Here is a 26,152-nt window from a genome sequence, read left to right as displayed (position 1 = left end):
TATTCGACCCGAAGAGATCGGATCAGAGCCGTCACTTTACCCGCTTGATCCCGGTGATCATCGCCGTTCGTCCGCCAACCCATCCGATGTATCTCCCCAAGGAACCGTGGAGGCACGGCATGGGCCGTCGGGTACGGCGACAGCGGACGCGGGCGGCCAGGCGGTGGGCGCGCAACCCCGCGTTCGCCGGCCCCGCCGGGTGTACGACGGCGACGGCCGGGTGGTGCCCGCGACGGCCGACGGCGACCGCCTCACACTGGCCACCGAGGCGGGCCGGAGCTACCGCATCGTCGCACAGGTACGGACCGGTGCGACGGTCCTCGCGGGGCCGCTTCGCCCCGGCGCGACCGTCCCTGTGACGGTGTCGCCGGCGCCGGCCGAGCAGCGAGCCGTCCCGACGACTCGGCGTCGGCTCGAGGCGCCCGGCGGCTGGACCGTCACGCCGTCCACCCCGCGGCTGCCGCCCGTCGTCAAGGGCGGCGCCCGGACGGCCGAGTTCGCGCTCGCGGTCCCCGAGGGAACACCGGACGGCTCCTACCGGATCACCGCGCGGATCGCGTCGGACGACTGGAGCATCCCGGTCCGGCTGGGCGTCCAGATACTGCGTCCGAACCTGGCCCGAGGCAAGCCCGCGACCCCGTCGACGACGGAGGCCGGCGGCGTGCCAGCGCGGACGGTCGACGGCACCACCAGCGGCAACTGGGGCAACGGCTCCGTCACGCACACCCAGTTCCAGCCGGAGTCGTGGTGGCAGGTCGACCTCGGCGCGATCGAGGACATCGGCGGGATCGCCGTACGGAACCGGACGGACCGCTGCGCCGACCGGCTGACCGACTTCTCCGTGGTCGTGTCCGACACCCCGTTCACGTCGGGGTCGCTGCGTCAGACGCTGACACGGCCGGGGCGTGTGGTCGTACCACCATGCGGCACAGGGCGGCACGCCGTCGGCGCTCGACGTCGGGCGCACCGGGCGGTACGTCCGTGTGCAACTTGCCGGTAACACGGCGTTGTCCTTGGCCGAGGTGCAGGTCTTCGGCTGCGCTCGAAACGCGGCGCGTGCGATGACGAATCACTCTGGTTGGGTCTAGATTGCCCTAATGGGGACAACAACACGCCAGCGCACAGGAACACCGGCCACACTGGTGCTGGAGAGAGCGGGAGTGCCGTTCACCGTGCACCCGTACCACCACGACTCCTCCGCGCCATCCTTCGGCCTGGAGGCCGCCCGCGCCCTCGGCGTCGTGCCGACGCGCGTCTTCAAGACCCTCCTGGCTGAGGTCGACGACGAGCTCGTCGTCGCCGTGGTGCCGGTGTCCGGGTCGCTGGACCTCAAGTCGCTGGCTCGCGCCGCATCCGGTAAGAAGGCGGTCATGGCCGCCACCTCGCAAGCGGAGCGGGCCACCGGCTATGTGGTCGGGGGGATCAGTCCGTTCGGGCAGCGCCGCCGCCTGCCCACCATCGTCGACGAGTCTGCCTACGGTTATCCGACGGTGTTCGTCTCGGCCGGCCGCCGAGGTCTCGACGTCGAGATCACCCCGGCCGACCTCGTCCGGCTGACCGGCGCCAAGACCGCCACCATCGGCCGCACCAGCTGACCTGCACGGCCCTGCCCGACGTCACGCCCCCGCGTCGGGCAGGCGGCTCCCCACCCGCACCCCTGCGCCCGACCTCGCCGGTGTCGCGCCCGCGACGGCGTCACGGACCGTTGACGCCGGGCGGCGCCCACGGCGTGCGGTCCTCACGGAACAACGCCACGACCGCGGCCACGACCACGGCGACCATCGACCACACCAGCAGCGCCGCGTCGGATCCCAGCCGTAGCGGGATCAGCGCCGCGGCACCGTCGGCCAGCCCGGAGACGTCGCCGTCAGGCCCCAGGAACTCGCCCACGTACTTGGCGATCAGCGACCCGACGACGCCCATGGCGGCCAGCGCCACCAGGGCGGCCACCGGGTTGCGCCGGTGCCAGATGACGAAGACGATCGACAGCACCAGCCCGAACCCGCCGCCGAGCAGCGTGAACACGGCGTCGCGGGTGAACAGGTGACGGCCCTCGCGGGAGTCGTAGCCCAGTCCCCCGTTGACCACGACCCCGTGGACGTCGGGCGCCAGCAGCCACCACAGCACGCCCATGAGCACCCCGGCGACGACCGACGCGACGACGATCTGGACGACGACGCGCCTGGTGGTCGGCGCGCCGTGCCCCAGCCGTTGGGCGCGGGTCACTACGACGCCAGACACGTCGGCCCCAGCAACTGCTTGAGGTCGCCCATGAGCGCCGTGGACGGGGTGACCCGCAGGCGATCGTCGAGTTTCATGACCGTGGTGCGGGTGGACCCGGTGAGCCGCAGGTGCACCGGCGTGACGCCGGGATGCGTGGTGAGGACGTCCTTCAGACGGTCGACCAGGGGCGGCGTGCAGCGGCTCATGGCCATGGTGACGACGACCGGGCCGGACGGGCCGTCGGAGAGATCGGGCAGGCTCAGCTCGGCCGCGATCAGCTGCGGGGCCTCCTCGCGGCGGTCCAGCCGGCCCTTGACCACGACGATCTCGTCCTCGGCCAGCTGCAGCGCGTACAGCTGGTAGGTGGCCGGGAAGAACATCGCGTCGATGGAGCCCTCGAGGTCCTCGACCGTGACGATGGCCCAGGTGTCGCCGCGCTTGCTGACCTTGCGCTGCAGCGACGTGATGAGACCGCCGACGCTGATGGTGGTGCCGTTGGGCACCTCTTCCTCGTCGCTGAGCGCGGAGATCGGCCGGTCGGAGGCATTGGCGATGACGTGCTCGAGCCCGAGCAGCGGGTGGTCGGAGACGTAGAGCCCCAGCATCTCGCGCTCGAACGCCAGCTTCTGCTTCTTGTCCCACTCGGTGAGCTCCGGCACCGTGACCTCGAAGCCACTGCCGGTGTCGTCGCCCGCACCGCCGAACAGGTCGAACTGGCCGACCGCCTCGTTGCGCTTGAGCGAGATGACGGTGTCGACGGCGTCGTCGACGATGGCGGCCAGCGCGCGGCGGGCGTAGCCGAGGGAGTCGAACGCGCCGCCCCGCACCAGCGACTCGACCACGCGTTTGTTGCAGACGTGCACCGGGACCTTGTCCATGAAGTCCGGGAAGGTCTCGAACCGGCCCTTCTCGTGCCGGGCCGAGACGATGCCGTCGACGACGTTGGCGCCGACGTTGCGGATGGCGGTGAGCCCGAACCTGATGTCGGTGCCGACCGGGGTGAAGTCGCCGGCGGACTCGTTGACGTCGGGCGGCAGCACCTTGATGCCCATGCGGCGGCACTCGGACAGGTAGAGCGCGGTCTTGTCCTTGTCGTCGCGGACCGACGTGAGCACAGCGGCCATGTACTCGGCCGGGTAGTGCGCCTTGAGGTAGCCGGTCCAGTACGCGATGACGCCGTAGGCAGCGCTGTGCGCCTTGTTGAACGCGTAGTCGGAGAACGGGACCAGGATGTCCCAGAGCGTCTTGATGGCGGCGTCGCCGAACCCGCTGGCCTTCATGCCGTCGGAGAACGGCACGTACTCGGCGTCGAGGACCTCGCGCTTCTTCTTGCCCATGGCGCGGCGGAGCAGGTCGGCTTTACCGAGCGAGTAGCCGCCGAGCTGCTGGGCGATGGCCATGACCTGCTCTTGGTAGATGATCAGGCCGTAGGTGGTGCCGAGGATCGGTTCGAGCGCCTCGGCCAGCTCCGGGTGGATCGGCGTGATGGGCTGCTGGCCGTTCTTGCGCAGCGCGTAGTTGATGTGGCTGTTCGCGCCCATGGGGCCGGGGCGGTACAGCGCGATGAGCGCGGAGATGTCCTCGAAGTTGTCGGGCTTCATCTGCCGCAGCAGCGACCGCATGGGTCCGCCGTCGAGCTGGAACACGCCGAGGGAGTCGCCGCGGCCGAGCAGCTCGTACGTGCCGCGGTCGTCGAGCGGCAGCTCCTCGAGGACGATGGCGTCCTTGCCGTTGCGGACGATGTTCTTCAGTGCGTCGTCGAGGATGGTGAGGTTGCGCAGGCCCAGGAAGTCCATCTTGACCAGCCCGAGCTCTTCGCAGGTCGGGTAGTCGAACTGGGTGATGATGGCGCCGTCCTGCTCGCGCTTCATGACCGGGATGGTGTCGAGCAGCGGCGCCGAGGACATGATGACGCCGGCCGCGTGCACGCCCCACTGGCGCTTCAGGTTCTCCAGGCCCTTGGCGGTGTCGACGACCCGGCGCACCTCGGTGTCGGACTCGTACAGCGACCGGAACTCGCCCGCCTCGGCGTAGCGCTTGTGCTCGGGGTCGAAGATGCCGGAGAGCGGGATGTCCTTGCCCATGACGGCGGGCGGCATGGCCTTGGTGATGCGCTCGCCGACCGCGAACGGGTTGCCGAGGACGCGGCTGGCGTCCTTGATGGCCTGCTTGGCCTTGATGGTGCCGTAGGTGACGATCTGCGCGACGTGGTCGGTGCCGTACTTCTCGGTGACGTAGCGGATGACCTCACCACGCCGGCGCTCGTCGAAGTCGATGTCGAAGTCGGGCATCGACTTGCGCTCGGGATTGAGGAACCGCTCGAAGATCAGGCCGTGCGGGATGGGGTCGAGGTCGGTGATGCCCATGGCGTACGCCGCGATGGAGCCCGCACCCGAACCACGCCCCGGGCCGACCCGGATGCCGTTCTCCTTGGCCCAGTTGATGAAGTCGGCGACGACGAGGTAGTAGCCGGCGTAGCCCTTGCCGGTGACGACCTCGGTCTCGTAGTTCGCCCGCGCCCGGACCTCGTCGGTGATGCCGCCCGGGAACCGCTGGTGCAGGCCGCGCTCGACCTCCTTGACGAACCAGGAGACCTCGTCCTCGCCCGGCGGCACCGGGTAGCGCGGCATGTACTTGCCGGCCTCCTCGACGAACTTGACGTCGCAGCGCTCGGCGATGAGGAGGGTGTTGTCGCAGGCCTCGGGGTAGTCGGCCCACTTCTCGCGCATCTCGGCCGCGGTCTTGAGGTAGAAGTCCTCGGCGTCGAACTTGAACCGCTTGGGGTCGGCGAGCGTGGAGCCCGACTGCACGCACAGCAGGACGGCGTGCGCCCCGTGGTCGGCCTTGTGGGTGTAGTGGAGGTCGTTGGTGGCCAGCAGCGGCAGGTTGAGGTCCTTGCCCAGCCGCAGGAGGTCCTCGCGGATGCGGGTCTCGATGTCGAGCCCGTGGTCCATCAGCTCGAGGAAGAAGTTGTCCTTGCCGAAGATGTCGCGGAAGTCCGACGCCGCCCTGATGGCCTCGTCGTACTTGCCCAGCCGCAGGAACGTCTGGACCTCGCCACTGGGGCAGCCGGTGGTCGCGATGATGCCACTGGCGTATTTCTCGAGCAGTTCGCGGTCCATGCGCGGCTTGAAGTAGAAGCCCTCGATGGAGGCCAGCGACGACAGCCGGAACAGGTTGTGCATGCCGCCGGTGTTCTCGGCGAACATCGTCATGTGGGTGTAGGCGCCGCTACCCGAGACGTCGTCGCCGCCGCCGTCGCCCCAGCGCACCCGGGTCTTGTCGAACCGGCTGGTGCGCGGCGTGAGGTACGCCTCGGTGCCGATGATCGGCTTGATGCCGTGCTTCTTGGCCTTGTTGTAGAAGTCGTAGGCGCCGAACACGTTGCCGTGGTCGGTGGTGGCCAGTGCCGGCATGCCCTGTTTGGCGGCCTCGGAGAAGAGGTCGTCGAGGCGGGCGGCGCCGTCGAGCATGGAGTATTCGGTGTGCACGTGCAGATGCACGAAGCTCGATCCGGCGGAACTGGCAGCACTCGACACGACGCTCAGACGCCTCCTCACGCAGACACTCCACCGGCGTCAGAGGGGTGTGCGCCGGGGACTGGAGACAGCCTATGCCGAGGCCCCGACAGCTTCTCGGTGCCACTCCGAGAGAGTCCGCTCACAACCGCCAGACGGGCGGTTCGCCCGATTCGTCACGCTCGGCCGCGTCGAGCCCGGCCTCGATGATCGCGGTGACGACGCGTGCCAGCGACTCCGGCGGAAGCGACGGCGCGCGCTCGGCCATCGCGGCGACGATGGCGGCCTCGCGCCGCGGGTCGCGGCCTGCGTGCCCGCCCACCGGCTTGAGCCGCTGCACCCGTCCGGCCAGCGCCACGCGGTGCTCCAGCAGCGTGGCCAGGGCCGCGTCGACGGCGTCGATGGCCGCGCGGCACCCGGCGACGGTGTCGGGGACGGTGGACCGGACCAGCGGCGCGACGCGTGCGGCGGCCTCGCGGGCCTGACCGGCGGCCGCGGTGCCCGGCCCCTCCAGCCACAGCCCGTCGGCTCCGGCGGCGACGGCGGCCGCTGCCAGCTCCGGCCGCTCGCCCAGGTTCGCGACCACGGGCCGCCCGTGCCGGCGCGCGTCGGCGATCGCCGCGGGGTCGGCGCCGTCCACGAACGTCACTGACCCGGCCGCGATGGCGTCGTGGTCGAGGTCGCCACCGGCGCCGGGCGGTGCGATGACGGGCGGCCGTGGCGCGGCGAGGGCCGCCGGCGGTGCCGGGTTGTCGGTGGCGGCGGTGCGGTGCGGGGATGCGGTCACGAGATGCTCCTGTTTCCGTGGGCGGCCGTCACCTCGGGAGCCGGCCGCTCGGGGCACATGACAAGAGGCCCCAGGCGGCGCCTGAAGCCTCGTGAGCCGACTCGGATGAAGGCCGCGCTACGCCTCAACGCGGCCGGCGACCCGGGCCGGCTCGATAAAGGCGGGATACGTGCGCATGGCAGGGACGGTACCGGCGTGGTCGCCGCCTGTCCACAGACCGGACGGATCGGTTCGCATGGCGAGACAGCATCACCGGAGCGCCTCGCGGCAGGCCGCCACGACCTCGTGCACCGCGGCCAGCGGGGCGGTCCAGCCGGTCCGTTCCCCCGCGGCCGCCAGTGGTGCGAGAAGATCGGCCGCCCCGCGGGGGTCGCCGCGGCGGATCCGGGCGCGGGCCAGCGCCACATAGGTGTCCGCGCCATAGAGCCAGGCCGATCCGGACGGCGCGCTGACGGCCCGCGCCATCGCCTCGGCCTCGTCGAGCAGCTCGCGCGAGTCCGTCGCCCCGGCCAGGGCCGCCAGGCAGGGCAGCCGGTAGGCCTCGGTGCCGTGCCGGTCGGCCACCGCCAACCCGCGCTCGAGCAGCGCGACGGCCTGCGCGGTCTCGTCCAGCTCCAGCAGCGTGGTGGCGTAGTTCGCCATGCTCGCCGCGCTGAACCATGCGTGCGCCTGCAGGGTCAGGGACCTGCGGCCGTACCGGACGGCATCGTCGTATCGACCCCGCAGTCGCGCGATCCAGCCGAGGTTCGACACGTACCAGGACTCGTAGCCGCTGTATCCGCTGCGTTGATTGACCGCGAGCGCCTCCTCGACGCGCGCGGTGGCCGTGTCCCAGTCACCGCGAGCGATCGCGGGAAAGGCGGACTCGAACACACACCACTGCAGCAGCCACAGGTCGCCGGAGCGGCGGCACAGCGGCTCCAGCTCGTCCAGCACGCCGTGCAGCTCCCGCACCTCGCCCTGGTAGGCGTACGCCGTCTTCAACCCGTCCAGCGCCTCCGCCAACGTGTCGTCGTCGCCGAGGACCCTGGCGAGGTCCAGGCTCCGCCGCCCGTACGCGAGGGCGTCGGCGAAACGCAGCCGGTTGGCCGAGAGCACCGAAAGCCACGCCAGCAGCTCCGACTCCGCCGGCCGGTCGCCCAGCAGCTGCGCCAGTCGCAGGCTCTCCTCGAGGTGGAGCATCCCCTCGCCGACCGGCCGGCCACCGCCCGCCCAGGCCGGGCCGCCCAGCTGGCGCAGCGCACGCATCTCCAGGTGCTGGTCGCCGGCCGCCCGCGCGGCGTCGAGTGCCTCCGCGTGGTCGGCGACGGCGCCGTCGTACCGGTACATCGCCTCGCGCGCCCGGCCCCTTGCCAGGTGCGCCCGCCCCTCCAGGCCGATGTCCCCGCAGCGGCGGGCCGCCTCGATGGCCTGGTCCAGCAGTGCCTCGGCGTCGCCGACGGCGTACCGGCGCATCGCCTGGTCCCCGGCGGCCAGCCAGCCCGGCCCGGCGCGGGCCCAGTCGCCGGCCGCCGCGGCGTGCCAGCCGACCGCCTCCGGGTTGCCTGCCTGGACGGCGGCGGCGCGCAGGTGGTACGCGACCCTGGTCGGCTGCGGCGTCGCGGCGTAGAGCGTCTCCTGCACGAGGTCGTTCTCGAACTCGTACAGGCGGCCGGCCACCACGAGCAGCCCGGTGGGCAGCATCCGGTGACAACGCCGCGCGGCCTCCTGCGCGCTGAGGTCGAGCAGGCCGGCCAGCGTCATCGGCGTGAACGACGTGCCGAGCACCGCGGCGGCGTGCAGGAGTTCCTCGGCCTGCGGGCCGGCCCGCCGCACGCGGGCCATGACGCTGTCGCGCAGCGAGTCCGGGATCCCCTCCTCACCGGCGGCCAGAGCACGCAGCGTCTCGACCACGAACAGCGTGTGCCCGCGGGTGCGCCGGGCGATCTCCGCTCCGTGCGCCTCCTGGCCCGCCTCGGCGGCGAGCCGCGAGATCGCCGCCTCGTCGAGTGGTCCGACGTCGAGGCGTTCGGACACGCCGGCCAGCGTGGCGAGCACCCGCTCGCCCTCGTCCGCCCGGACGGTCCCCACGACCAGCAGGCGGCCACCGGCCAGCTGCCGGCCGAGGTAGTGCAGCAGCTCGACGGTGGCTGCGCCGGCGTGGTGCAGGTCGTCGACGACGAACACGACCGGCTGCCGGGCGGCCAGCCGGCGCAGGAAGTGGACCACCGCGTCGTAGACCCGGCGTCGACCGGCCGCAGCGCTGCGCCGCTCCGGCGGCGGCTCACCCAGCAGCGACGCCACCTCCGGGACGAGCGTGGCCAGGGCACCGGCCCGGTCCGCTGCGGCCCGCCGCAGCACAGACGCCGGCAACCGGGTGACCAACCGGCCCAGCGCCTCGGCGACCGGTTGCAGGAACAGCGAGCGCTCGACGTCGTAGCAGCGCGCCTCGAGCGTGAGCCCGCCGGTGCGCCGGGCGATCCGTGCGGCCTCCTCGGCCAGCGCGGTCTTGCCGATCCCGGCCTCGCCGGCGAGCAGCACCAGGGCACCGTCGCCGGCGACAGCGCGTTCCCACCGCCGGGTCAGACGCGCGAGCTCGGACGTCCGCCCGGCGAGCCGCTCGGCGCCAGGGGTGGTCTCGACGCCCGACGGCGTCGCCACCGGCGCGGCCTGCTGGCGCAGGATCGCGACGTGCAACTCCCGGGTCGACGGCGCCGGGTCGATGCCCAGTTCGGCGGCCAGCCCGTCGCGCAGGCGTTCGAACGCCGCCAGCGCCCGCGCCGGTTCGCCGGCAGCGTCGTAGGCCCGCATCAGCGCCCGGGCGGAGCGCTCGTCGAACGGCTCGGCCTCGGCCGCGGCCTCCGCCGCGACGAGCGCCGCCGCGACGTCCCCGGTGCTCAGGCCCGCCTCGACCGCGACCGCGCGGGCCCGGCCGATCAGATCCGCCTGCTGCCGCCGGCCCTCGCCGGCCCAGGACGCGTCGGCCTCGTCCGCGAGCAACGGCGCCGAACCGACGAGGTCCAGCGCGGCCTGGGCCGCGGCCAGGGCGATCGCCGGTTCCGCGTTCGCCAGCCGGATCTCGGCCTCTCCCACCAGGTCGGCAGCACGGTGCAGGTCGACCTGTGTGCCCTCGCCGAGGCGGTACCCGGACCGGCCGCCGGCGACCACGTCGGGACCGAGGGCCGCTCGCAACCTGCTCACCAGGGTGGCCACGCTCGCCGCCGGCCGCCGCGGCGCCTGCTCGCCCCACAACGCCTCGACGATGCGGTCCATGGAGACCGGCCGGCCACCCGCGACGGCCACGAGGGCCAGCAGGGTCCGGCCCTTGCGGTCGGCCACCTCGCCCGCGTCCAGCGTGCGCCCGGCTCGCGCCACGGTCAGCTCGCCGACCAGGCGCACCTGCAGCTCAGCCCCGTCCGCCGCGTCCACCCCCCATGGCACCAGGTCGTACTCCTCATGTCCGCGCCGGTCAAGGGCTCACCGCGGGGTGACCGCAACGGCACCGCAACGGGCGGTGGAACCGTCTCCGGCGTCCGAACGACCCACCGACGGGGGTAACCATGACCACTGCCATCGAGACCTGGCGCATCGCGCACCGCGAGCTGACCGACGTTCGCGGACGCCTGACCGGGCCGGAGGACGCCGGCTACGACGAGGCCCGCAAGGTCTACAACGCCATGATCGACCGGCGCCCGGCGCTCATCGCGCGGTGCGCCGACGAGGACGACGTCGCGCGGGTCGTCCGCTTCGCGCGCGACCACGGGCTCCTCCTCGCGGTGCGCGGGGGCGGCCACAACGGGGGTGGCCTGGGCGTGGTCGACGACGGTGTGGTCATCGACCTCGGCGACCTGCGCGACATCACCGTCGACCCGGAGGCCAGGACGGCGCGGGTCGGCGGCGGCTGCACCTGGGGCGAGGTGGACCGCGCGACCCACGAGCACGGCCTGGCCACACCGAGCGGCATCATCTCGACGACGGGTGTCGGCGGCCTCACGCTCGGCGGCGGCCTCGGGCACCTGACCCGCGCGTTCGGGCTGGCCATCGACAACCTGCTCGAAGTGGAGATGGTGCTCGCGAACGGTGAGCGCGTCTCGGCCAGCGCGGCCGAGCACCCCGACCTGTTCTGGGCCGTCCGGGGCGGCGGCGGCAACTTCGGGGTCGTCACGTCGTTCCTGTTCCGGCTGCATGAGCTCGACACCGTCGTCGCCGGTCCGACCTTCTGGCCGGTCGAGCAGACCGCCGAGGTCCTCTCGGCCTACCGCGACTTCCTGCCGGCGGCACCGCGCGACCTGAACGGGTTCTTCCTGGTGGGCGCCGTGCCGCCGGCACCGCCGTTCCCGGAGGAGCTGCGCCTGCGCACGATCTGCGGCGTCGTCTGGTGCCACGTCGGCTCCCCGGAGCAGGCCGCTGCCGACATGGCACCGTTCCTGGACGCGCTGCCCGAGCCGCTCCTGCACGCGCCGGCGCCGATGCCGCACCCGGCACTGCAGAGCGCCTTCGACGGGCTGTACCCGCCGGGAGACCAGTGGTACTGGCGGGCGGACTTCGTCAAGGAGATCCCGGACGAGGCCGTGGCGATCCACGCCGACTTCGGCGCCAGGCTGCCCACCTGGAAGTCGACGATGCACCTGTATCCGGTCGACGGCGCGGCCCACGACGCCGGTCCCGCCGACACCGCCTGGAGCTACCGGGACGCGCGCTGGGGCTCCGTCTTCGCCGGAGTGGACGCGGATCCGGCCAACGTCGACCTCATCAGCTCGTGGTCGGTCGGCTACTTCGCGGCGCTGCACCCGTACTCGGCCGGCGGGGCGTACGTGAACATGATGATGGACGAGGGCCAGGAGCGGGTCCGCGCGAGCTACCGCGACAACTACGAGCGGCTCGCCCGCGTCAAGGCCCAGTACGACCCGGGCAACCTGTTCCGAGTCAACCAGAACATCCGGCCGGCGAGCTAGGTAGGTGAGTCCGATCGTCGGCGGTGGTGCCTCGTTCGGACTCGCTCAGACGGGGTGCGTCTCCCGAATCTCGGCCGCAACGAGGCACCGCGGGTGCATCGCGCAGTGGGCCACGGACTCGGGAGACACCCTGGGGACGACTACGGGCGGATGGCGTCCAAAGCGTGTTGCAGGTCGTCGGGGTAGGACGAGCTGAACTCGGCCCACTCCCCCGTCCCGGGGTGCTCGAAGCCCAGCCGCTTGGCGTGCAGCCACTGCCGCGTCAGCCCGAGCCGGGCGGCCAGCGTCGGGTCGGCGCCGTAGGTGAGGTCGCCCACGCAGGGATGCCGCAGCGCGCTGAGGTGCACCCGGATCTGGTGCGTCCGGCCCGTCTCCAGGTGGATCTCCAGAAGGCTGGCGGCCGGGAACGCCTCCAGCGTCTCGTAGTGCGTGACGCTGGGCTTGCCGCCCGCGACCACCGCCCACTTGTAGTCGTGGTGGGGGTGGCGGTCGATGGGCGCGTCGACGGTGCCGCGGGACGGGTCCGGGTGGCCCTGGACCAGCGCGTGGTAGACCTTGTCGACCGTGCGTTCCTTGAACTGCCGCTTCAGCGACGTGTAGGCGCGTTCGGACTTCGCCACGACCATGAGCCCGCTGGTGCCGACGTCGAGGCGGTGCACGACGCCCTGGCGCTCGGCGGCGCCGCTGGTCGAGATGCGGAAGCCGGTGCCGGCCAGGCCGCCGACGACGGTGGGGCCGGTCCAGCCGGGGCTGGGATGCGCCGCGACACCCACGGGCTTGTCGACCACCACGATGTCGGGGTCGTCGTGCACGATGCGCATGCCCTCGACGCGTTCCGGCACCACCTGGACGGGCGCCGGCGGCGACGGGATCTCGACCTCCAGCCACGATCCGCCGCGGACCCGGGTGGACTTCTGCGCCACATCGCCGTCGACGACGACGTGACCGTCCTCGACCAGCGCGGCGGCCTTACTGCGGGAGAACCCGAACAGCCTGGCCAGGGCGGCGTCGAGACGCTCGCCCTCCAGACCGTCGGGGACGGGGAGGCTGCGGTTCTCGCTCACGCGGCGGCCGCCTTCTCGCGCGACTGCGAGGCGCGGCGGACGCCGTCGTGCGGGACGCCGCGCACGCTCAGGACCGCGACCAGCACGGCGCCGGCGACGATGGCGGAGTCGGCGAGGTTGAAGACCGGCCAGTTCGGCAGCTCGACGAAGTCGACGACGTGGCCGCGGAACGCGCCGGGCATGCGGAAGATGCGGTCGGTCAGGGTGCCGAGTGCGCCGCCCAGCACCGCGCCGAGCGCGACGGCCCAGCCCCGGTGCGCGACCCGGCGGCTCACCGCCACGATGACCAGCACGACCGCGATGGCGACCACTGTCAGCACCGGTGTCATGTTCGTGGCCAGGCTGAACGCGGCGCCCGGGTTGCGGATCAGCCGCAGCTGGACGAGGTCGCCGATGACCGGGACCGCCCGGCCCGGATCGAGCAGCGCGACCGCCAGGATCTTCGTCAACTGGTCGGCCGCGAGCACGGCGACCGCGACGGTCAGGAGGACGCCGGTACGCCGGCGCCCTCCGTCCGTCAGCGGCGCTCCTGCTTCTGCTTGCACGTCATGCACAGCGTGGCCCGCGGAAACGCCTGCAGCCGGGCCTTGCCGATGGGGTTGCCGCAGTTCTCGCAGATGCCGTAGGTGCCGTTCTCGATGCGCCCCAGCGCCCGCTCGGTCTGGTTCAACATGTCGCGGTGGCTGGCGGCCAGCGACATCTCGTGCTCGCGCTCGAACGTCTTGGTGCCGGTGTCGGCCTGGTCCTCGCCGCCGGTGTCGCCGCTGCGCAGCAGGTCGGCGATGTCGGCCTCGGCCTCCGAGATCTCTTCACGCAGCCGCGCGCTGTCGGACTTCAGCAGCTCGCGGAGCTCCGCGAGCTCGGCCTCGGTCCACGGTTTCTCGTCCTCGCGGACCACCAGTGCGGCCGCCTCAGTGGCCTCGACCTTGCTGTTCCCGGCCATGGTGTCCACCTTCGCCTTCGCACCCGCCATCTGCCTCGCCACCCTTCAATACCCCCGTTGCCCCGGCCCACCCCTGCACTGCTCACGTCGATCGGGCCAGGTGCCGCGAGGATAGATCGAGAATCGTCCGTCATCAATCCGCCTCGCGCATGAGATCTGCCAGGCGCGATCGCGCCGCGTCCGGGACCTCGACAGTCTTCGTCCTACTTGTCGCTCCGGTGAGCAACGTCACCTCCCTGCGGCGTATTCCCAGGGCGGCGGCCAGGGCATCGAGCGCGGCCTTGGTGGCGGCGCCGTCGACGGCACGCGCCTGGACCGCGACGACGAGCGCTTCGCCGTAGCCGCCACCCACCGCCGTCCGGGAGGCGCCGGGCCGCACCCGGATCGTCACGCGCACGGCCCCCAGGGTAGCTCCGCGCGTCGTACACTTGGCTCCGTCGCGAGCAGGCGTTGACGGGGCCATCACCTCCGAGCCGCCGGAAGAACGGCGCCACGGCGCCCACTAGACCCGGCCGCGGCGAACGAAGTGGACCGGCGTCGCCGGTCAAGGAGGGTGGTACCGCGGGGTCCGCCTCGTCCCTCCGTCGGGAGCTGCTGACGGAGGATTCGAGAGACGACCATGACCAACGCGACCGAGCCGACCGGCTACCGCGAGGTGACCGCCCAGGTCGACCTGCCGACGCTGGAGCACGACGTCCTCGCGTTCTGGCGCGACAACGACGTGTTCGCCCAGACGGTGAAGACCAGCGAGGGCCGCCCGCAGTGGACCTTCTACGAGGGTCCGCCCACCGCCAACGGCATGCCCGGCACCCACCACATCGAGGCCCGCGCCTTCAAGGACGTGTTCCCGCGCTACCAGACGATGAAGGGCTACCACGTGCCCCGTCAGGCCGGCTGGGACTGCCACGGCCTGCCGGTCGAGATCGCCGTCGAGAAGGAGCTCGGCTTCGAGGCCAAGAGCGACATCGAGGCGTACGGCGTCGCCGAGTTCAACGCGAGGTGCCGCGAGTCGGTGCTGCGGCACGTCGACGCGTTCGAGCAGCTCACCGAGCGCATGGGCTACTGGGTCGACCTCTCGCAGGCGTACCGCACCATGGACGCGTCCTACGTGCAGAGCGTCTGGTGGTCGCTCAAGCAGATCTTCGACAAGGGCCTGCTGGTCGAGGACTACCGGGTGTCGCCGTACTGCCCGCGCGACGAGACGGCGCTGTCGTCGCACGAGCTGGCGCAGGGCTACGAGACCATCGTCGACCCGTCCGTCTACGTGCGGTTCCCGCTGACCGGCGGGCCGCTGGCCGGGCAGGCATCGCTGCTGGTCTGGACGACGACCCCGTGGACGCTGGTCTCCAACACAGCGGTCGCCGCGCACCCCGACGTCACCTACGTCGCCGCCCGGGCGGCCGGGTCGTCCGAACTGCTCGTGCTGGCCGAGCCGCTGCTGGCGGCGGTGCTGGGCGACGACGCCGAGGTCGTGTCGCGGTTCACCGGCACCGAGATGGAGCGGTGGACCTACCAGCGCCCGTTCGAGCTGGTCGACATCCCCGACGCCCACTTCGTCGTCGTCGACGGCTACGTGACCACCGAGGACGGCACCGGGCTGGTGCACCAGGCGCCCGCTTTCGGCGCCGACGACCTGCGGGTCTGCCGCCGCTACGACCTGCCGGTGGTCAACCCCGTGCGCTCCGACGGCACGTTCGCTCCTGAGGTCGCGCTGGTCGGCGGCCAGTTCTTCAAGCGCGCCGACGCCGACCTGGTCAACGACCTCGAGCACCGCGGCGTGCTGTTCAGGCACGTCCCGTACGAGCACGAGTACCCACACTGCTGGCGGTGCCACACGCCGCTCATCTACTACGCGCAGCCGTCCTGGTACATCCGCACGACGCAGATCAAGGACGCGTTGCTGCGCGAGAACGAGAAGACCGCCTGGTACCCGGAGACCATCAAGTGGGGCCGCTACGGCGAGTGGCTGCGCGGCAACGTCGACTGGGCGCTGTCGCGGAACCGCTACTGGGGCACGCCGCTGCCGATCTGGCGCAACGACGAGGACCCGTCCCGCATGATGTGCGTCGGCTCGCTCCAGGAGCTGTCGGAGCTGTCGGGCCAGGATCTCTCCGAGCTGGACCCGCACCGGCCCTACGTCGACGACGTCACGTTCACCCTGCCCGGCGTGCCCGGCACGTTCCGCCGCGAGCCGTACGTCATCGACGTCTGGTACGACTCCGGCGCGATGCCGTTCGCGCAGGTCGGGTACCCGTTCGCGCCCGGCAGCGCCGAGGCGTTCGAGAAGTCCTACCCCGCGCAGTTCATCAGTGAGGCGCTCGACCAGACCCGCGGCTGGTTCTACACGCTGATGGCCATCGGGACGCTGGTGTTCGACCGGTCGTCGTACGAGAACGTCGTCTGCCTGGGGCTGATCCTGGCCGAGGACGGCCGGCGCATGAGCAAGCACCTGGGCAACATCCTCGAGCCGATCCCGCTGATGGACGAGCACGGCGCCGACGCCGTCCGCTGGTTCATGCTGGCCAGCGGCTCGCCGTGGCTGCCACGCCGGGTCGGGCACGCGCGGCTGCAGGAGATCGTCCGCAAGGTGCTGCTGACCTACTGGAACACCGCGTCGTTCCTGTCGCTGTACGGGCGGACGGCGGGGTGGACGCCCGGCGACGCGTCGGTGCCGCCCGTCGCCGAGCGGCCGGTGCTCGACCGCTGGGCGCTGTCGGAGCTGCACCGCCTGGTCCGCGAGGTCGACACCGCGATGGACACCTTCGACACGCAGGCGGCGGGCGCGCGCCTCACCGCGTTCGTCGACGACCTGTCCAACTGGTACGTGCGCCGGTCGCGGCGGCGGTTCTGGGAGGGCGACCCGGCCGCTCTGGCGACACTGCACGAGTGCGTCGAGACGCTGACCCGCCTGATGGCGCCCCTGGTGCCGTTCGTCACCGAGCGGGTCTGGCAGGACCTCGTCGTGCCGTCCACCCCGGACGCCGCGTCGTCGGTGCACGCCGCGACCTGGCCCGAGGCCGACGAGTCGCTGATCGACGACGCCCTGCGGACCGAGGTGGCGCTGACCCGGCGCCTGGTCGAGCTGGGCCGGGCCGCGCGGGCCGAGTCGAAGGTGCGGACGCGGCAGCCGCTGTCGCGCGCGGTGGTCGGCGCCCGGGGCTGGGAGACGCTGCGGGCGGAGCTGCGCGCCGAGATCGCCGACGAGCTCAATGTCGCGTCGGTGCTGTCACTTTCTGACGTCGGAGCGGCCGGCGACCGGTTGGTCGACGTGTCGGCGAAGGCGAACTTCCGGTCTCTGGGCAAGCGGTTCGCGAAGGACACCCCGCGCGTGGCGGCCGCGGTCGCGGCCGCCGACGCGTCGGCGCTGGCGGCGGCGCTGAAGACGTCCGGGACGGCGACCGTCTCCGTCGACGGCCTCGGCGTGGTCGACCTGGCCCCCGACGACGTCGTCGTCACCGAGACGCCGCGCGAGGGCTGGGCGGTCGCCCGCGAGGGTGAGACGGTCGCGCTGGACCTCACGCTGACCGACGCGCTGGTTCGGGCTGGTCTGGTGCGCGAAGCGGTTCGGCTGGTCCAGGAGGCCCGCAAGGCGTCCGGCTTCGAGGTGTCCGACCGCATCGAGCTGGCGTGGTCGGCGACCGACCAGCTGGCGGACGCGCTGCGCGAGCACAGCGCCCTGCTGGCCGACGAGGTCCTGGCGACGGCCGTCCACGAGGGACTGGACGCGCTGGCCGGCGTCCCCGAACACGGCGACGCCGACCTCGGGCTGACGTTCCGGGTGCGCCGGGTGGACGCCCCGGCCTGACAGCGAGACGCACGGCGTTCTGACGCGCTCCGGCCACGTCGGCCGGGGCGCGTCGGTGCGTCCGGCGTGGTCACGCTCGGACTGACGGTCTCACGCGCGCCCAAGGCGACCCCGACGGTCCAGCCCACCCCGCGGGCCCAGGTGTGCCCCAGCACTGCCCGACGCCGTTCGTCGTCCAGCCGACCCCGACCAGCCGATCCGGCCAGCCGACTGTGCATCCTGGGGCCAGCCAGGCCAACCCGCGGACCCGGCACCACCCGACGACCACGCCGCCCTGCCGCCCTCCCGTCGCAGCGACACACGCCCCGGCGCTGCGCACCGTCGTGCCACGGCTTCGCCAGCTCCGGACGCGCGAAGTCCGGCCCATCCGGCCTGTGCCGGGGCGAGAAACGCGCGAAGGGGCCCGGCCGGCGGATCACCGCCGGCGTCGGGCCCCTTTCGCGTGGACCATTGGTGCAGGTGGAGCGTCAGTCCGGGTGGTGCGTCAGCGCTGTTCGTCGTCGAGCAGGCTGGCGACCGAGCGGAGCGAACCGCCCGTCTGCGTCACCTGGGCGTTGCCGCCGGGACCGGACGGCTGCGGCGCACCGCCGCCTCCGCCCGCGGCCGCCGCGGGGACCTGCCCCACGCCGGTGTCGGCCTCGTCGGCGCCGCCGGTCTCGAGCTTGCGCAGTTCACGCTCGAGGTAGGACTTCAGTCGGCTGCGGTACTCGCGCTCGAACGCCCGCAGCGTCTCGAGCTCGCGCTCGAGGTCGGCACGGTCGGACTCGAGCTTGCCGAAGACCTGAGTGCGGCGCTTCTGCACCTCCTGCTCGATCGAGTCGGCCCGCTGACGGGCGTCCTGCTCGATCTTCGCGGCCTTGGCCTTGGTCTCGGAGTCCAGCTTCTCGGCACGAGAGCGAGCATCGCCCATGAGGCGATCGGCCTCGGCCTTGGAGTCGGCGACGAGCTCGTCGGCCGTCTTCTGGGCCAGGGCGAGGACCTTGGCCGCGGCGTCGCTTGGCTGCACGCCGACAGGCGCGGCGGCCACAGCCGACGGCGGGGCTTCGGGGGCCTTCGGCGCCTCGGGCTGGCGCGGAGCCTGGATGGGCTCGGCCGACGCGGCGACTCCGCCGCCACGGGTCACGGCGGAGAGCTTGTCGCGCAGCTCGTCGTTCTCTCGCTGCATGCGCGCAAGCTCGGCCTCGACCTCGTCCAGGAACTCGTCGACCTCCTGCATGTCGTAACCCTCGCGCAGGCGGACCGTCGTGAACTCTTTGTTCTGGACGTCCTCGGGCGTCAGTGGCATAGCGTCACCTCGGATGTGGGCATAGGCAGAATGTCACCGTACCGCGTCATCCTAGGGATCCAACAACAACAAGCAGAATCTGGACCAGGATGATGAGCACGATGAACGCCAGGTCTAGGGCAACCGAGCCGATCCGCAACGGCGGAAGGACGCGACGAATCGCCCGCAAAGGCGGGTCGGTCACCGTGTATATGGCCTCCAACACGACCAGCACCAACCCCTTGGGCTGCCACTCGCGCGCGAAGACTTGAATCCAGTCGACCACGAGGCGGACCAACAGAGCGATGAAGAACAGCCACAACACCGCGGAGAGGATCTGACTCACAGCCGACACAACACCTGAACTTACCTGACGCCGGGCCGGAACGAGGACTTGGACACGGCGAGCCGGGCGCGAGTTCGCGGAGTTTGCGACTCACACCCGGCCCAGGTCAGCTCTGGTTGAAGAACCCGCCGCCCACCATGCGGGCCTTGTCCTCGGCCGTCACGCTGACGTCGGCCGGTGTGAGCAGGAACACCTTCGCCGTGACGCGGTCGATGCTGCCGCGCAGCCCGAAGATGAGCCCTGCGGCGAAGTCGACCAGCCGCTTGGCGTCGGCCTCGTCCATCTCGGAGAGGTTCATGATGACGGGCGTGCCGTCGCGGAAGTGCTCGCCGAGCGTGCGCGCCTCGTTGTACGTGCGCGGGTGCAGCGTGATGATGCGCGCCTCGCGCATGGCCGGTGCCCTCCGTACCGCGGCGACGGGCCGGCGGTCGGCGAGCGAGGCGACCGTGGCGGTGTGCTCGCGCTCAGGCGCCCGCTCGCGTTCACGGCGTTCGGGGAGCCGCTCCTCGGGCTCCTCGGCCGCCGCTTCCTCGTACTCGTCGGCGTAGGCCTCGTCGTAGTCGTCGTCGGTGTATTCGTCGTCGTAGCGGTCTCGGTCCTCCACGAGGCCGAGGTAGACCGCAACCTTGCGCATTGCGCCGGCCATTCAAGTCCTCCGGACTAGTGGTGGACGGTCCCCTGTTGATCCAGACACTAGCCCTGGCCGCGACCGGATCCGGGGATTGTGAGCGCGACACGCCCACGTGTCGCAGCAGTCACACCAATCACGCCTGACTCATCCATGCCACCCCCGCGAACCGTCCTGTCACGCCGTCTCGGCGGTAGGAGTAGCTGTGCGGGTCCTCGATCGTGCAGGTCGCGACGGTGTCGACGGCGGCGCCCGCCGCGCGCAGCTGGGCGACGACGCCGGCGGGGACGTCGAGCGCCGGCGTGCCCTGCCGGGTGACGGCCCACGCCTCCGGCACGACGGCGGCGACGTCGGCCCGCATGGCCTCGGGGACCTCGTAGCAGCGTCCGCAGACCGCCGGCCCGACCCGCGCGACGAGCTTGCGGGCGCCGAGGTCGCGCATCGCCGAGATGGCCGCCGGCACCACGCCGGCCGCGAGCCCGGGCCGGCCCGCGTGCGCGACGGCGATCACCCCGGCCTCCGGGTCGGCCAGCAGCACGGGCACGCAGTCGGCGACGAGGACGGCGAGCGCACGGTCCGGCTCTGTCGTCACCAACGCGTCGACCTCGGGCGCGGGACCGGACCACGGCCCGTCGACGACGGCGACGGCGTTGCCATGCACCTGGTTCATGTAGGTGACGGCGTCCGACGGCAGACCGATGCCCGTCGCCAGCACCTCGCGGTTGCGCCGGACCGCCGCCGGATCGTCGCCCACGTGGCCGCCGAGGTTCAGCTCGTCGTACGGCGCGGCGCTGACGCCGCCGTGCCGATCGGTGAAGGCGAACCGGACGGCGCCGGCCACGCTGGTGTCGCGGAGCACTACTACTTCAGGAAGTCGGGCACGTCCAGGTCGTCGCTGGCCGTGGACGGGACGATGCGGCGCTGTTCACGGGGCGGGGCGGGCGGCGCGGCGGGTGCGCCGTCACCGTCGGCGCCGCCCGAGTCCCCCTGATCGCTCGATCTCGCGGCCGGGGTGGCCGTCGCGACCGAGCCGATACCCCCGGCGGCGGCCGGACCGGATGCCCCGGACGCCGATTCGGGCTTCTTCACGGTGCCCAGCTCGCGGCGCACCGGCTGGCCGCCGTCGAACCCGGCCGCGATGACGGTGACCCGGACCTCGTCGCCCAGCGCGTCGTCGATGACCGCACCGAAGATGATGTTGGCGTCGTCGTGCGCCGCCTGTGCGACCAGGTTGGCCGCCTCGTTGATCTCGAACAGCCCGAGGTCGGAGCCGCCGGAGACTGACAGCAACACCCCGTGCGCGCCGTCGATGGACGCCTCGAGCAGCGGGCTGGAGATGGCCATCTCGGCCGCCGCCACAGCTCTGTCCTCGCCGCGGGCGGACCCTATCCCCATGAGCGCCGAGCCGGCGTTGCTCATGACCGACTTCACGTCGGCGAAGTCCAGGTTGATCAGGCCCGGTGTCGTGATGAGGTCGGTGATGCCCTGGACACCGGAGAGCAGCACCTGGTCGGCGCTCTTGAACGCGTCGAGCACGCTGACCTGGCGGTCGCTGATCGACAGCAGCCGGTCGTTCGGGATCACGATGAGGGTGTCGACCTCTTCGCGCAGCGCCTCGATGCCGGCCTCGGCCTGCATCGCCCGCCGGCGCCCCTCGAACATGAACGGACGGGTCACGACTCCTATGGTCAGCGCGCCGAGCGACCGCGCTATGCGCGCGACCACGGGCGCGCCGCCGGTGCCGGTGCCGCCGCCCTCGCCCGCCGTGACGAAGACCATGTCGGCGCCCTTGAGCACCTCTTCGATCTCCTCGGCGTGGTCCTCGGCAGCCTTCCGGCCGACGTCCGGGTTGGCACCGGCCCCCAGCCCCCGGGTCGCTTCACGGCCGACGTCGAGCTTCACGTCCGCATCGCTCATCAGCAACGCCTGCGCGTCGGTGTTGATCGCGATGAACTCGACGCCCTTGAGCCCGACTTCGATCATGCGGTTGACCGCGTTGACTCCGCCGCCGCCGATGCCGACGACTTTGATCACCGCGAGGTAGTTCTGCGGAGCAGTCACTGGACATCGCCTTTCGTCGTGTTCAAACCCTCACCCTCAAGTTGAGGTTTATAGTTATGTCAACCTGAGGATGATGAAACGCTAAGCGCGAATCCGGCTCGGCTCCCGTAGACACGCCGTAGTCGGCACGGATTGGCCTCCCCATGGGTCCCGCATGCCCGAGTGCGCTTACCCTGGTCGCCATGACTCGGTGGCTCGGCGCCGGAGCAGGCGACGACGCGAACGGCGGCTCCACGGCCGGCGACGGTGGTCGCGCTGCCGCCGGCGACCGCGAGGCCGGCGACAGCGCCAGCTCGTCCGGCGGCCGTCGCGCTGCTGCCCGTGGCCGTCGCGCTGCTGCCGGCAGCCTCGCGGGCCGCGGCCGCATCGGCGGCTTGGGCGCGGCCGTGACGCGCTTCGCCACACGCTGGCTGGCCGCCGCCATGGTCGTCGTCGCGACGATCCTCGCCGGCGTGTTCGCCACGCCGCTCGGCTCCGCGCCCGGCGTGGTCGCTCTGCTCGCCGTCCTCATCATGGTGCTGGCGATGCTGGCCACGTCGCGTTCCCGCACCCCGGCCCGCCCGCGCTACGGCCCCGGCCTGCGCCGCGTGGCCGCCGCTCCCCCGATAGTCATCGCCCAGACCGACCCCGACGCCGCCGCCCGCCCGCGGCCGAGAGCACCGTCCGGACAGCTGGTTCCGCTCAGCTGTCCGTCCACGTGTTCTCGTTCCGAAGGGTCCCGTCATGCTTTCCGTTCTCGACACGCCTGCCCAGGCCGTCTCCGAGCTGGTCCTCGCCCTCTCCTCCGCTGTGGAGCCAGTGGCCGGTGACGCCGCCACCGGCACCGCCATCCTCCTCGTCGTCGTGCTCGTCCGGATTCTGCTGCTGCCACTGAGCCTGCGCGCCGCCCGGGCCGGACGTGCCCGGCTCGCGCTGCGGCCGGCCGAGCTGCGGTTGCGCGAACGCTTCCGCCGCGACCCGGTCCGCCTGCGCCGCGAGCTCACCGCCCTGCACCGCTCCCACGGCACGTCGCCGTTCGCCGGACTCGGCGCGTCGCTGGCGCAGCTGCCGTTCTTCATGGTGCTGTACCGGCTGTTCTCCGCCCCCACCCTGAACGGCGGGGCGAACGCGCTGTTCACGCACACGCTGCTCGGCGTGCCGCTGAGCGACAGCTGGCTGGCCGCGATCGGGTCCGGCATCATTCCGGCCGAGCTGCTCGTGTTCGGTGCGCTGTTCGTGCTGCTCACCCTGGTCGCCTGGTGGTCCTCGCGCCTCGCCGCCCGCTCGGCGGCACAGCTCGCCGCGACGTCGGCCGCCGGCCGGTCCGCGGGCCGTCCCGGTGCGCCGATCGAGGTCGAGGCGCTGATGGCCCGGCTCGGCCGGATCCTGCCGTTCGGCACCGTCGTGGCGGCCGCGTTCCTGCCGCTCGCGGCCGGGCTCTACCTGCTGCTCTCCGCCACCTGGACGGCCGCGGAGCGGTCCATCCTCTGGCGTGACCGCGCGCTCCCGTCCGCGGCCTGATCAGGGCTCCATCCACAACCCCCACCAATTCGCCGGCTTGTCCACATTCCCCGCCTTCGTCATGGCGCCGCGCCCTCCGATCTGGCGAGATGGATCCATGACCGACACCCACCCCCACACCGCCGCACTCACCATCGACGACCAGGAGGTTCACCAGCCAGGCCTACCTCGGCGGCGCACCCGGTTCGACGACGAGATCGCGCGGATCATCCGCGACCGCGTCCAGGCCGACCTCGCCAAACGAACGGCGCGCCGACGACGTCACCGAGAAGACCGCGAGGCTCTCGAACGACGCCGCCGGTACGCGAAGACCGCCCTGCACCTCGAGAAGCTCGCGGCCAGGCCGCAGCAGACCTGCCACTGCGCCCAGCCGCGACCACCCGCGCTGCTCGGACGAGATCCGGGCGGCGGGACGAGCGTGCTGGCCCTCTGCCCGGTCTGCGGACGAAGAACCTGACCCGCGCCCCGGGGCCCAGCCGGCTGACCGGCACGACGCCGGTCAGCCGCGCTCGGAACCGGCCGTCGCGGCCGACTGCCCGCCAGCGCGGCCGCAGACCCTGGTCGCAGCTGTAGCGCGCCGTCCCGGCTGCAGCCCGCGGCGGTGGGCCGCCGTCCCGGCTACGGCCCACCGCCCCGCCTGTGCGAGTGGCTGCGGCCCGGACACGGCCGACTGCGCCTGCCACGCCTGGGGCGGCCAACCCGCCCCGTCGCCGGCACGCCTCCGGGCGCGCTACCGCGACGCCGCCCGATATGGCCGGCGCACCGCACCAGAGCGTCCACCGCGTTCTGGCCAGCGCTCGGTCGGCGGACGGGACGAGCCGGCGGCGTTGCCGGCGTCCGCGTCCAGGCGACGGTCGGTGTCGGGCTGGGCGCCGCGACCTGCCTGGCGGCGCCGTTCTGCCGCTGGCCCGCGGGTCAGGAGTTGACGGCGGGATGCTCCGGAGCGGACACGTCGTACGACGACGGCGGCTCCTCCTGTGAGTCGATCAGCGCCAGCAGCACCTCGGCCTTGCGGTCGATGTCGTCGGCGGTGCCCCAACGCACCAGAGCGCCGTCGGAGAGCTCGAGCCTGATGTCGGCCTCCGAGCGCGCCTCGACGGTGTCGACCAGGTCGTACAGCGAGTCGGGCAGGCCGGTCAGCACGGTCACTCCGGCCGCGCGCACCGCGTCGTCGACGTCCGAGGCGGAGTCGTCGCCGGGGGCGCTCAGCACGGGCAGTCCGTCGGGCCTGGAGTCCGCGGCGCCGAACAGGGCGCCGGTCTCGTCGACGCTCCACCACGAGCCGTCGACCGACACCGCGGCCACCGGGACGCGCGGCGTGACGTCGATGGTCAGCGTCGACGGCCATGAGCGGCGCACCTCGACGGACGCGGCCTCGGGCAGCTCGGCGACTCGTTCGGCGACGGCATCGGTGTCGACCCGCGCCAGCGGCGTCCCCACGGGCGCCTCGGCCAGTGACAGCACCTCGTCCGACAGCGACGACGGCACACCCTCGACCGATACCGACTTCACGGAGAGCACACTCGACCAGCCCACCAACCACACGAGGCCCGACACCACCGCCACCCCGAGCAGGGCGAGCAGTACGCCGAGCAGCCTCCGCAGCCGCTGCCGCCGCGCCCGGGCCGCGAAGAGCTGGGCGCTGGGCGACCGCGACGCGACGCTCATCGCGACCGTGCCGCCAGCACGTCGAGCACTTCCGGACCGATCAGCGTGACGTCGCCGGCGCCGACGGTCAGCAGGATGTCACCGGGTTCGGCCCGCGACGCCGCCAGTTCCGGCACCGCCGACCACGACTGCTCGAACACCACGTGCGACGGCGGCAGCGGCACCGCGGCGGCCACGAGCGCGCCGGTGACGCCGGGCTCGGGGTCCTCGCGGGCGGCGTAGACGTCCATGACCACCACCTCGTCGGCGGCGCCCAGGGCGACCCCGAACTCCGAGGCGAAGATGCGGGTGCGACTGAACAGATGCGGCTGGAACACCACGACCACGCGGCCCGCCCCGGCCACGCCACGGGCGGCGGCCATCGCGGCGGCCACCTCGGTCGGGTGGTGCGAGTACTCGTCGTAGACACGCACACCGCCGGCGACGCCCTTGAGCTCGAACCGGCGCCGGGTCCCGGTGTAGCCGGCCAGGCCGTCGAGCACGTCGCCCGCCGGGAAGCCCAGGCCGAGCGCGGCGGTGAAAGCGGCGGCCGCGTTCAGCGCGTTGTGCTTGCCGGGCAGCTGCAGCTGGATCCGCTCCTGCCGGCGGCCGCGGGCGACCAGCTCGAACGACGCGCCGGGCCCGGCGATGTCCAGCTCGGTCACCCGCACGTCGGCGTCGCGCGACTCCCCGAACGTGTGCACCACGACGCCCCGTCCGGCGGCCCGCTCCCCCAGGGCTCGGGCGCCGGGGTCGTCCGCGCAGACCACGAGGAAGCCCGAGACGCAGTCGACGAACGCGTCGAAGGCGGCCTCGTAGGCCTCCGGAGTGCCGTAGAAGTCGAGGTGGTCGGCCTCGACGTTGGTGACGATCGCCACCTCGGGCTCGTAGGCCAGGAACGACGCGTCGCTCTCGTCGGCCTCGGCCACGAAGATGTCGCCGCTGCCGTCGTGGGCGTTGGCGCCCGACTCGTTCAGGTTGCCACCGATCGCGAACGACGGGTCGGCGCCGCAGTGCTGCAGCGCGACCGTGATCATCGACGTGGTCGTGGTCTTCCCGTGGGTGCCGGCCACGGCTATCGCGCGCCGCCCGGCCATCACCGAGGCCAGCGCGGCGGCCCGGGGCAGGATCGGAAGCCCGCGTTCACGCGCCTCGACGACCTCGGGGTTGCTCTCGCGGATCGCGGTCGAGACGACGACGGTCTCGGCCAGCCCGACGTTGGACGCGGCATGGCCGACGTGCACCTCGGCGCCGAGGGCGCGCAGTCCGGCCAGCCCGCCCGAGTCCTTGGCGTCGCTGCCCGACACCGGCACGCCGCGGGCGAGCAGGATGCGGGCGATGCCGCTCATGCCGGCACCGCCGATGCCGACGAAGTGGACCCGGCCCAGCTTCTCCGAGGGCACGGTCCGCTCCGGTGGCGAGACGATCACGT

Annotated in this window: 21 protein-coding genes; 6 read left to right on the top strand and 15 right to left on the bottom strand. The window is 72.4% G+C overall.

Annotated elements, in window-relative coordinates; all coding sequences use genetic code 11:
- The first annotated feature begins 106 nt into the window (after nucleotides 1–106).
- A complete protein-coding gene (locus tag DZA62_RS08545) occupies nucleotides 107–1,000 on the top strand; it encodes a galactose-binding domain-containing protein (RefSeq protein WP_198663545.1) in 894 nt (297 codons plus the stop codon).
- Nucleotides 1,001–1,097: 97 nt separating this feature from the next.
- Entirely contained in the window at nucleotides 1,098–1,595 is a 498-nt protein-coding gene (gene ybaK, locus DZA62_RS08540) for a Cys-tRNA(Pro) deacylase (RefSeq protein ID WP_116948433.1), read from the top strand.
- 100 nt (nucleotides 1,596–1,695) lie between these two features.
- Here ybaK and DZA62_RS08535 read toward each other — a convergent pair whose 3' ends face one another.
- The 4 genes from DZA62_RS08535 to DZA62_RS08520 all read right to left on the bottom strand — a co-directional run bounded on the left by DZA62_RS08535 (nucleotide 1,696) and on the right by DZA62_RS08520 (nucleotide 9,948).
- Entirely contained in the window at nucleotides 1,696–2,241 is a 546-nt protein-coding gene (locus tag DZA62_RS08535) for a DUF2567 domain-containing protein (RefSeq protein WP_157987548.1), read from the bottom strand.
- On the bottom strand, nucleotides 2,226–5,696 hold the full coding sequence (gene dnaE / locus DZA62_RS08530; RefSeq protein WP_198663586.1) for a DNA polymerase III subunit alpha: 3,471 nt from the start codon (nucleotides 5,694–5,696) through the stop codon (nucleotides 2,226–2,228). The genes DZA62_RS08535 and dnaE overlap by 16 nt, the downstream gene beginning before the upstream one ends.
- Nucleotides 5,697–5,883: 187 nt before the next feature.
- A complete protein-coding gene (locus tag DZA62_RS36250) occupies nucleotides 5,884–6,528 on the bottom strand; it encodes a chorismate mutase (RefSeq protein ID WP_198663544.1) in 645 nt (214 codons plus the stop codon).
- Nucleotides 6,529–6,777: 249 nt separating this feature from the next.
- Nucleotides 6,778–9,948 (bottom strand): ATP-binding protein, encoded by a 3,171-nt coding sequence (locus DZA62_RS08520; protein WP_116948430.1) that lies wholly within the window; start codon nucleotides 9,946–9,948, stop codon nucleotides 6,778–6,780.
- Nucleotides 9,949–10,067: 119 nt separating this feature from the next.
- Here DZA62_RS08520 and DZA62_RS08515 point away from each other — a divergent pair, with 119 nt between their 5' ends.
- The gene (locus DZA62_RS08515) at nucleotides 10,068–11,462 is read left to right on the top strand and encodes an FAD-binding oxidoreductase (protein ID WP_116948429.1); all 1,395 of its coding nucleotides are present in this window, start codon (nucleotides 10,068–10,070) and stop codon (nucleotides 11,460–11,462) included.
- A 140-nt stretch (nucleotides 11,463–11,602) separates the two neighbouring features.
- Here the strand turns inward: DZA62_RS08515 and DZA62_RS08510 are convergent, their stop codons facing one another.
- The 4 genes from DZA62_RS08510 to DZA62_RS08495 form a co-directional block, all read right to left on the bottom strand.
- Nucleotides 11,603–12,526: an RluA family pseudouridine synthase gene (locus DZA62_RS08510; RefSeq protein ID WP_116948428.1), complete on the bottom strand. Its 924-nt coding sequence runs from the start codon at nucleotides 12,524–12,526 to the stop codon at nucleotides 11,603–11,605.
- Nucleotides 12,523–13,071: a signal peptidase II gene (lspA, locus tag DZA62_RS08505; protein WP_157987547.1), complete on the bottom strand. Its 549-nt coding sequence runs from the start codon at nucleotides 13,069–13,071 to the stop codon at nucleotides 12,523–12,525. Before lspA ends, DZA62_RS08510 begins: the two co-directional genes overlap by 4 nt.
- The gene (locus DZA62_RS08500; RefSeq protein ID WP_198663543.1) at nucleotides 13,044–13,469 is read right to left on the bottom strand and encodes a TraR/DksA family transcriptional regulator; all 426 of its coding nucleotides are present in this window, start codon (nucleotides 13,467–13,469) and stop codon (nucleotides 13,044–13,046) included. Before DZA62_RS08500 ends, lspA begins: the two co-directional genes overlap by 28 nt.
- Before the next feature lie 133 nt (nucleotides 13,470–13,602).
- Nucleotides 13,603–13,866, bottom strand: coding sequence for a DUF167 domain-containing protein (locus tag DZA62_RS08495; RefSeq protein ID WP_198663542.1), 264 nt, complete (start codon nucleotides 13,864–13,866; stop codon nucleotides 13,603–13,605).
- A 222-nt stretch (nucleotides 13,867–14,088) separates the two neighbouring features.
- Here DZA62_RS08495 and ileS point away from each other — a divergent pair, with 222 nt between their 5' ends.
- A complete protein-coding gene (gene ileS / locus DZA62_RS08490) occupies nucleotides 14,089–17,274 on the top strand; it encodes an isoleucine--tRNA ligase (RefSeq protein WP_116948425.1) in 3,186 nt (1,061 codons plus the stop codon).
- Between the two features lie 484 nt (nucleotides 17,275–17,758).
- Here ileS and DZA62_RS08485 read toward each other — a convergent pair whose 3' ends face one another.
- The 5 genes from DZA62_RS08485 to ftsZ all read right to left on the bottom strand — a co-directional run bounded on the left by DZA62_RS08485 (nucleotide 17,759) and on the right by ftsZ (nucleotide 21,573).
- Nucleotides 17,759–18,559: a DivIVA domain-containing protein gene (locus DZA62_RS08485; protein WP_116948424.1), complete on the bottom strand. Its 801-nt coding sequence runs from the start codon at nucleotides 18,557–18,559 to the stop codon at nucleotides 17,759–17,761.
- Nucleotides 18,560–18,605: 46 nt separating this feature from the next.
- Nucleotides 18,606–18,884: a YggT family protein gene (locus DZA62_RS08480; protein WP_197682826.1), complete on the bottom strand. Its 279-nt coding sequence runs from the start codon at nucleotides 18,882–18,884 to the stop codon at nucleotides 18,606–18,608.
- 106 nt (nucleotides 18,885–18,990) lie between these two features.
- On the bottom strand, nucleotides 18,991–19,530 hold the full coding sequence (locus tag DZA62_RS08475) for a cell division protein SepF (protein WP_116948423.1): 540 nt from the start codon (nucleotides 19,528–19,530) through the stop codon (nucleotides 18,991–18,993).
- Nucleotides 19,531–19,648: 118 nt separating this feature from the next.
- A complete protein-coding gene (gene pgeF, locus DZA62_RS08470) occupies nucleotides 19,649–20,371 on the bottom strand; it encodes a peptidoglycan editing factor PgeF (RefSeq protein WP_232827310.1) in 723 nt (240 codons plus the stop codon).
- 2 nt (nucleotides 20,372–20,373) lie between these two features.
- Nucleotides 20,374–21,573 (bottom strand): cell division protein FtsZ, encoded by a 1,200-nt coding sequence (gene ftsZ / locus DZA62_RS08465; RefSeq protein WP_116948422.1) that lies wholly within the window; start codon nucleotides 21,571–21,573, stop codon nucleotides 20,374–20,376.
- Between the two features lie 723 nt (nucleotides 21,574–22,296).
- Between ftsZ and yidC the strand changes: the two genes are divergently transcribed.
- Both yidC and DZA62_RS08455 read left to right on the top strand, forming a co-directional pair.
- Nucleotides 22,297–23,073 carry a membrane protein insertase YidC gene (yidC, locus tag DZA62_RS08460; RefSeq protein ID WP_116948421.1) on the top strand — a complete coding sequence of 259 codons (777 nt, stop codon included), beginning with the start codon at nucleotides 22,297–22,299 and terminating at the stop codon, nucleotides 23,071–23,073.
- A 97-nt stretch (nucleotides 23,074–23,170) separates the two neighbouring features.
- The gene (locus DZA62_RS08455) at nucleotides 23,171–23,530 is read left to right on the top strand and encodes a hypothetical protein (RefSeq protein WP_116948420.1); all 360 of its coding nucleotides are present in this window, start codon (nucleotides 23,171–23,173) and stop codon (nucleotides 23,528–23,530) included.
- Between the two features lie 458 nt (nucleotides 23,531–23,988).
- Here DZA62_RS08455 and DZA62_RS08450 read toward each other — a convergent pair whose 3' ends face one another.
- A complete protein-coding gene (locus DZA62_RS08450) occupies nucleotides 23,989–24,741 on the bottom strand; it encodes a cell division protein FtsQ/DivIB (protein WP_116948419.1) in 753 nt (250 codons plus the stop codon).
- Nucleotides 24,738–26,150 (bottom strand): UDP-N-acetylmuramate--L-alanine ligase, encoded by a 1,413-nt coding sequence (gene murC, locus DZA62_RS08445; RefSeq protein WP_116948418.1) that lies wholly within the window; start codon nucleotides 26,148–26,150, stop codon nucleotides 24,738–24,740. The genes DZA62_RS08450 and murC overlap by 4 nt, the downstream gene beginning before the upstream one ends.
- Nucleotides 26,151–26,152 lie beyond the last annotated feature (2 nt).

This window comes from Jiangella endophytica (genome assembly GCF_003427025.1).
Classification (GTDB): Bacteria; Actinomycetota; Actinomycetes; order Jiangellales; family Jiangellaceae; genus Jiangella; species Jiangella endophytica.
This window is presented reverse-complemented; position numbering and strand designations above follow the sequence as displayed.

What these genes read in the sequence shown, in the direction of transcription:
- DZA62_RS08485 (WP_116948424.1), bottom strand. Translation starts at nt 18,559, where the DNA reads ATGCCACTGACGCCCGAGGACGTCCAGAACAAAGAGTTCACGACGGTC.
- ybaK (WP_116948433.1), top strand. Translation starts at nt 1,098, where the DNA reads ATGGGGACAACAACACGCCAGCGCACAGGAACACCGGCCACACTGGTG.
- DZA62_RS08500 (WP_198663543.1), bottom strand. Translation starts at nt 13,469, where the DNA reads ATGGCCGGGAACAGCAAGGTCGAGGCCACTGAGGCGGCCGCACTGGTG.
- dnaE (WP_198663586.1), bottom strand. Translation starts at nt 5,696, where the DNA reads ATGCTCGACGGCGCCGCCCGCCTCGACGACCTCTTCTCCGAGGCCGCC.
- yidC (WP_116948421.1), top strand. Translation starts at nt 22,297, where the DNA reads ATGCTTTCCGTTCTCGACACGCCTGCCCAGGCCGTCTCCGAGCTGGTC.
- DZA62_RS08515 (WP_116948429.1), top strand. Translation starts at nt 10,068, where the DNA reads ATGACCACTGCCATCGAGACCTGGCGCATCGCGCACCGCGAGCTGACC.
- DZA62_RS08475 (WP_116948423.1), bottom strand. Translation starts at nt 19,530, where the DNA reads ATGGCCGGCGCAATGCGCAAGGTTGCGGTCTACCTCGGCCTCGTGGAG.
- DZA62_RS08450 (WP_116948419.1), bottom strand. Translation starts at nt 24,741, where the DNA reads ATGAGCGTCGCGTCGCGGTCGCCCAGCGCCCAGCTCTTCGCGGCCCGG.
- DZA62_RS08455 (WP_116948420.1), top strand. Translation starts at nt 23,171, where the DNA reads ATGACCGACACCCACCCCCACACCGCCGCACTCACCATCGACGACCAG.
- ileS (WP_116948425.1), top strand. Translation starts at nt 14,089, where the DNA reads ATGACCAACGCGACCGAGCCGACCGGCTACCGCGAGGTGACCGCCCAG.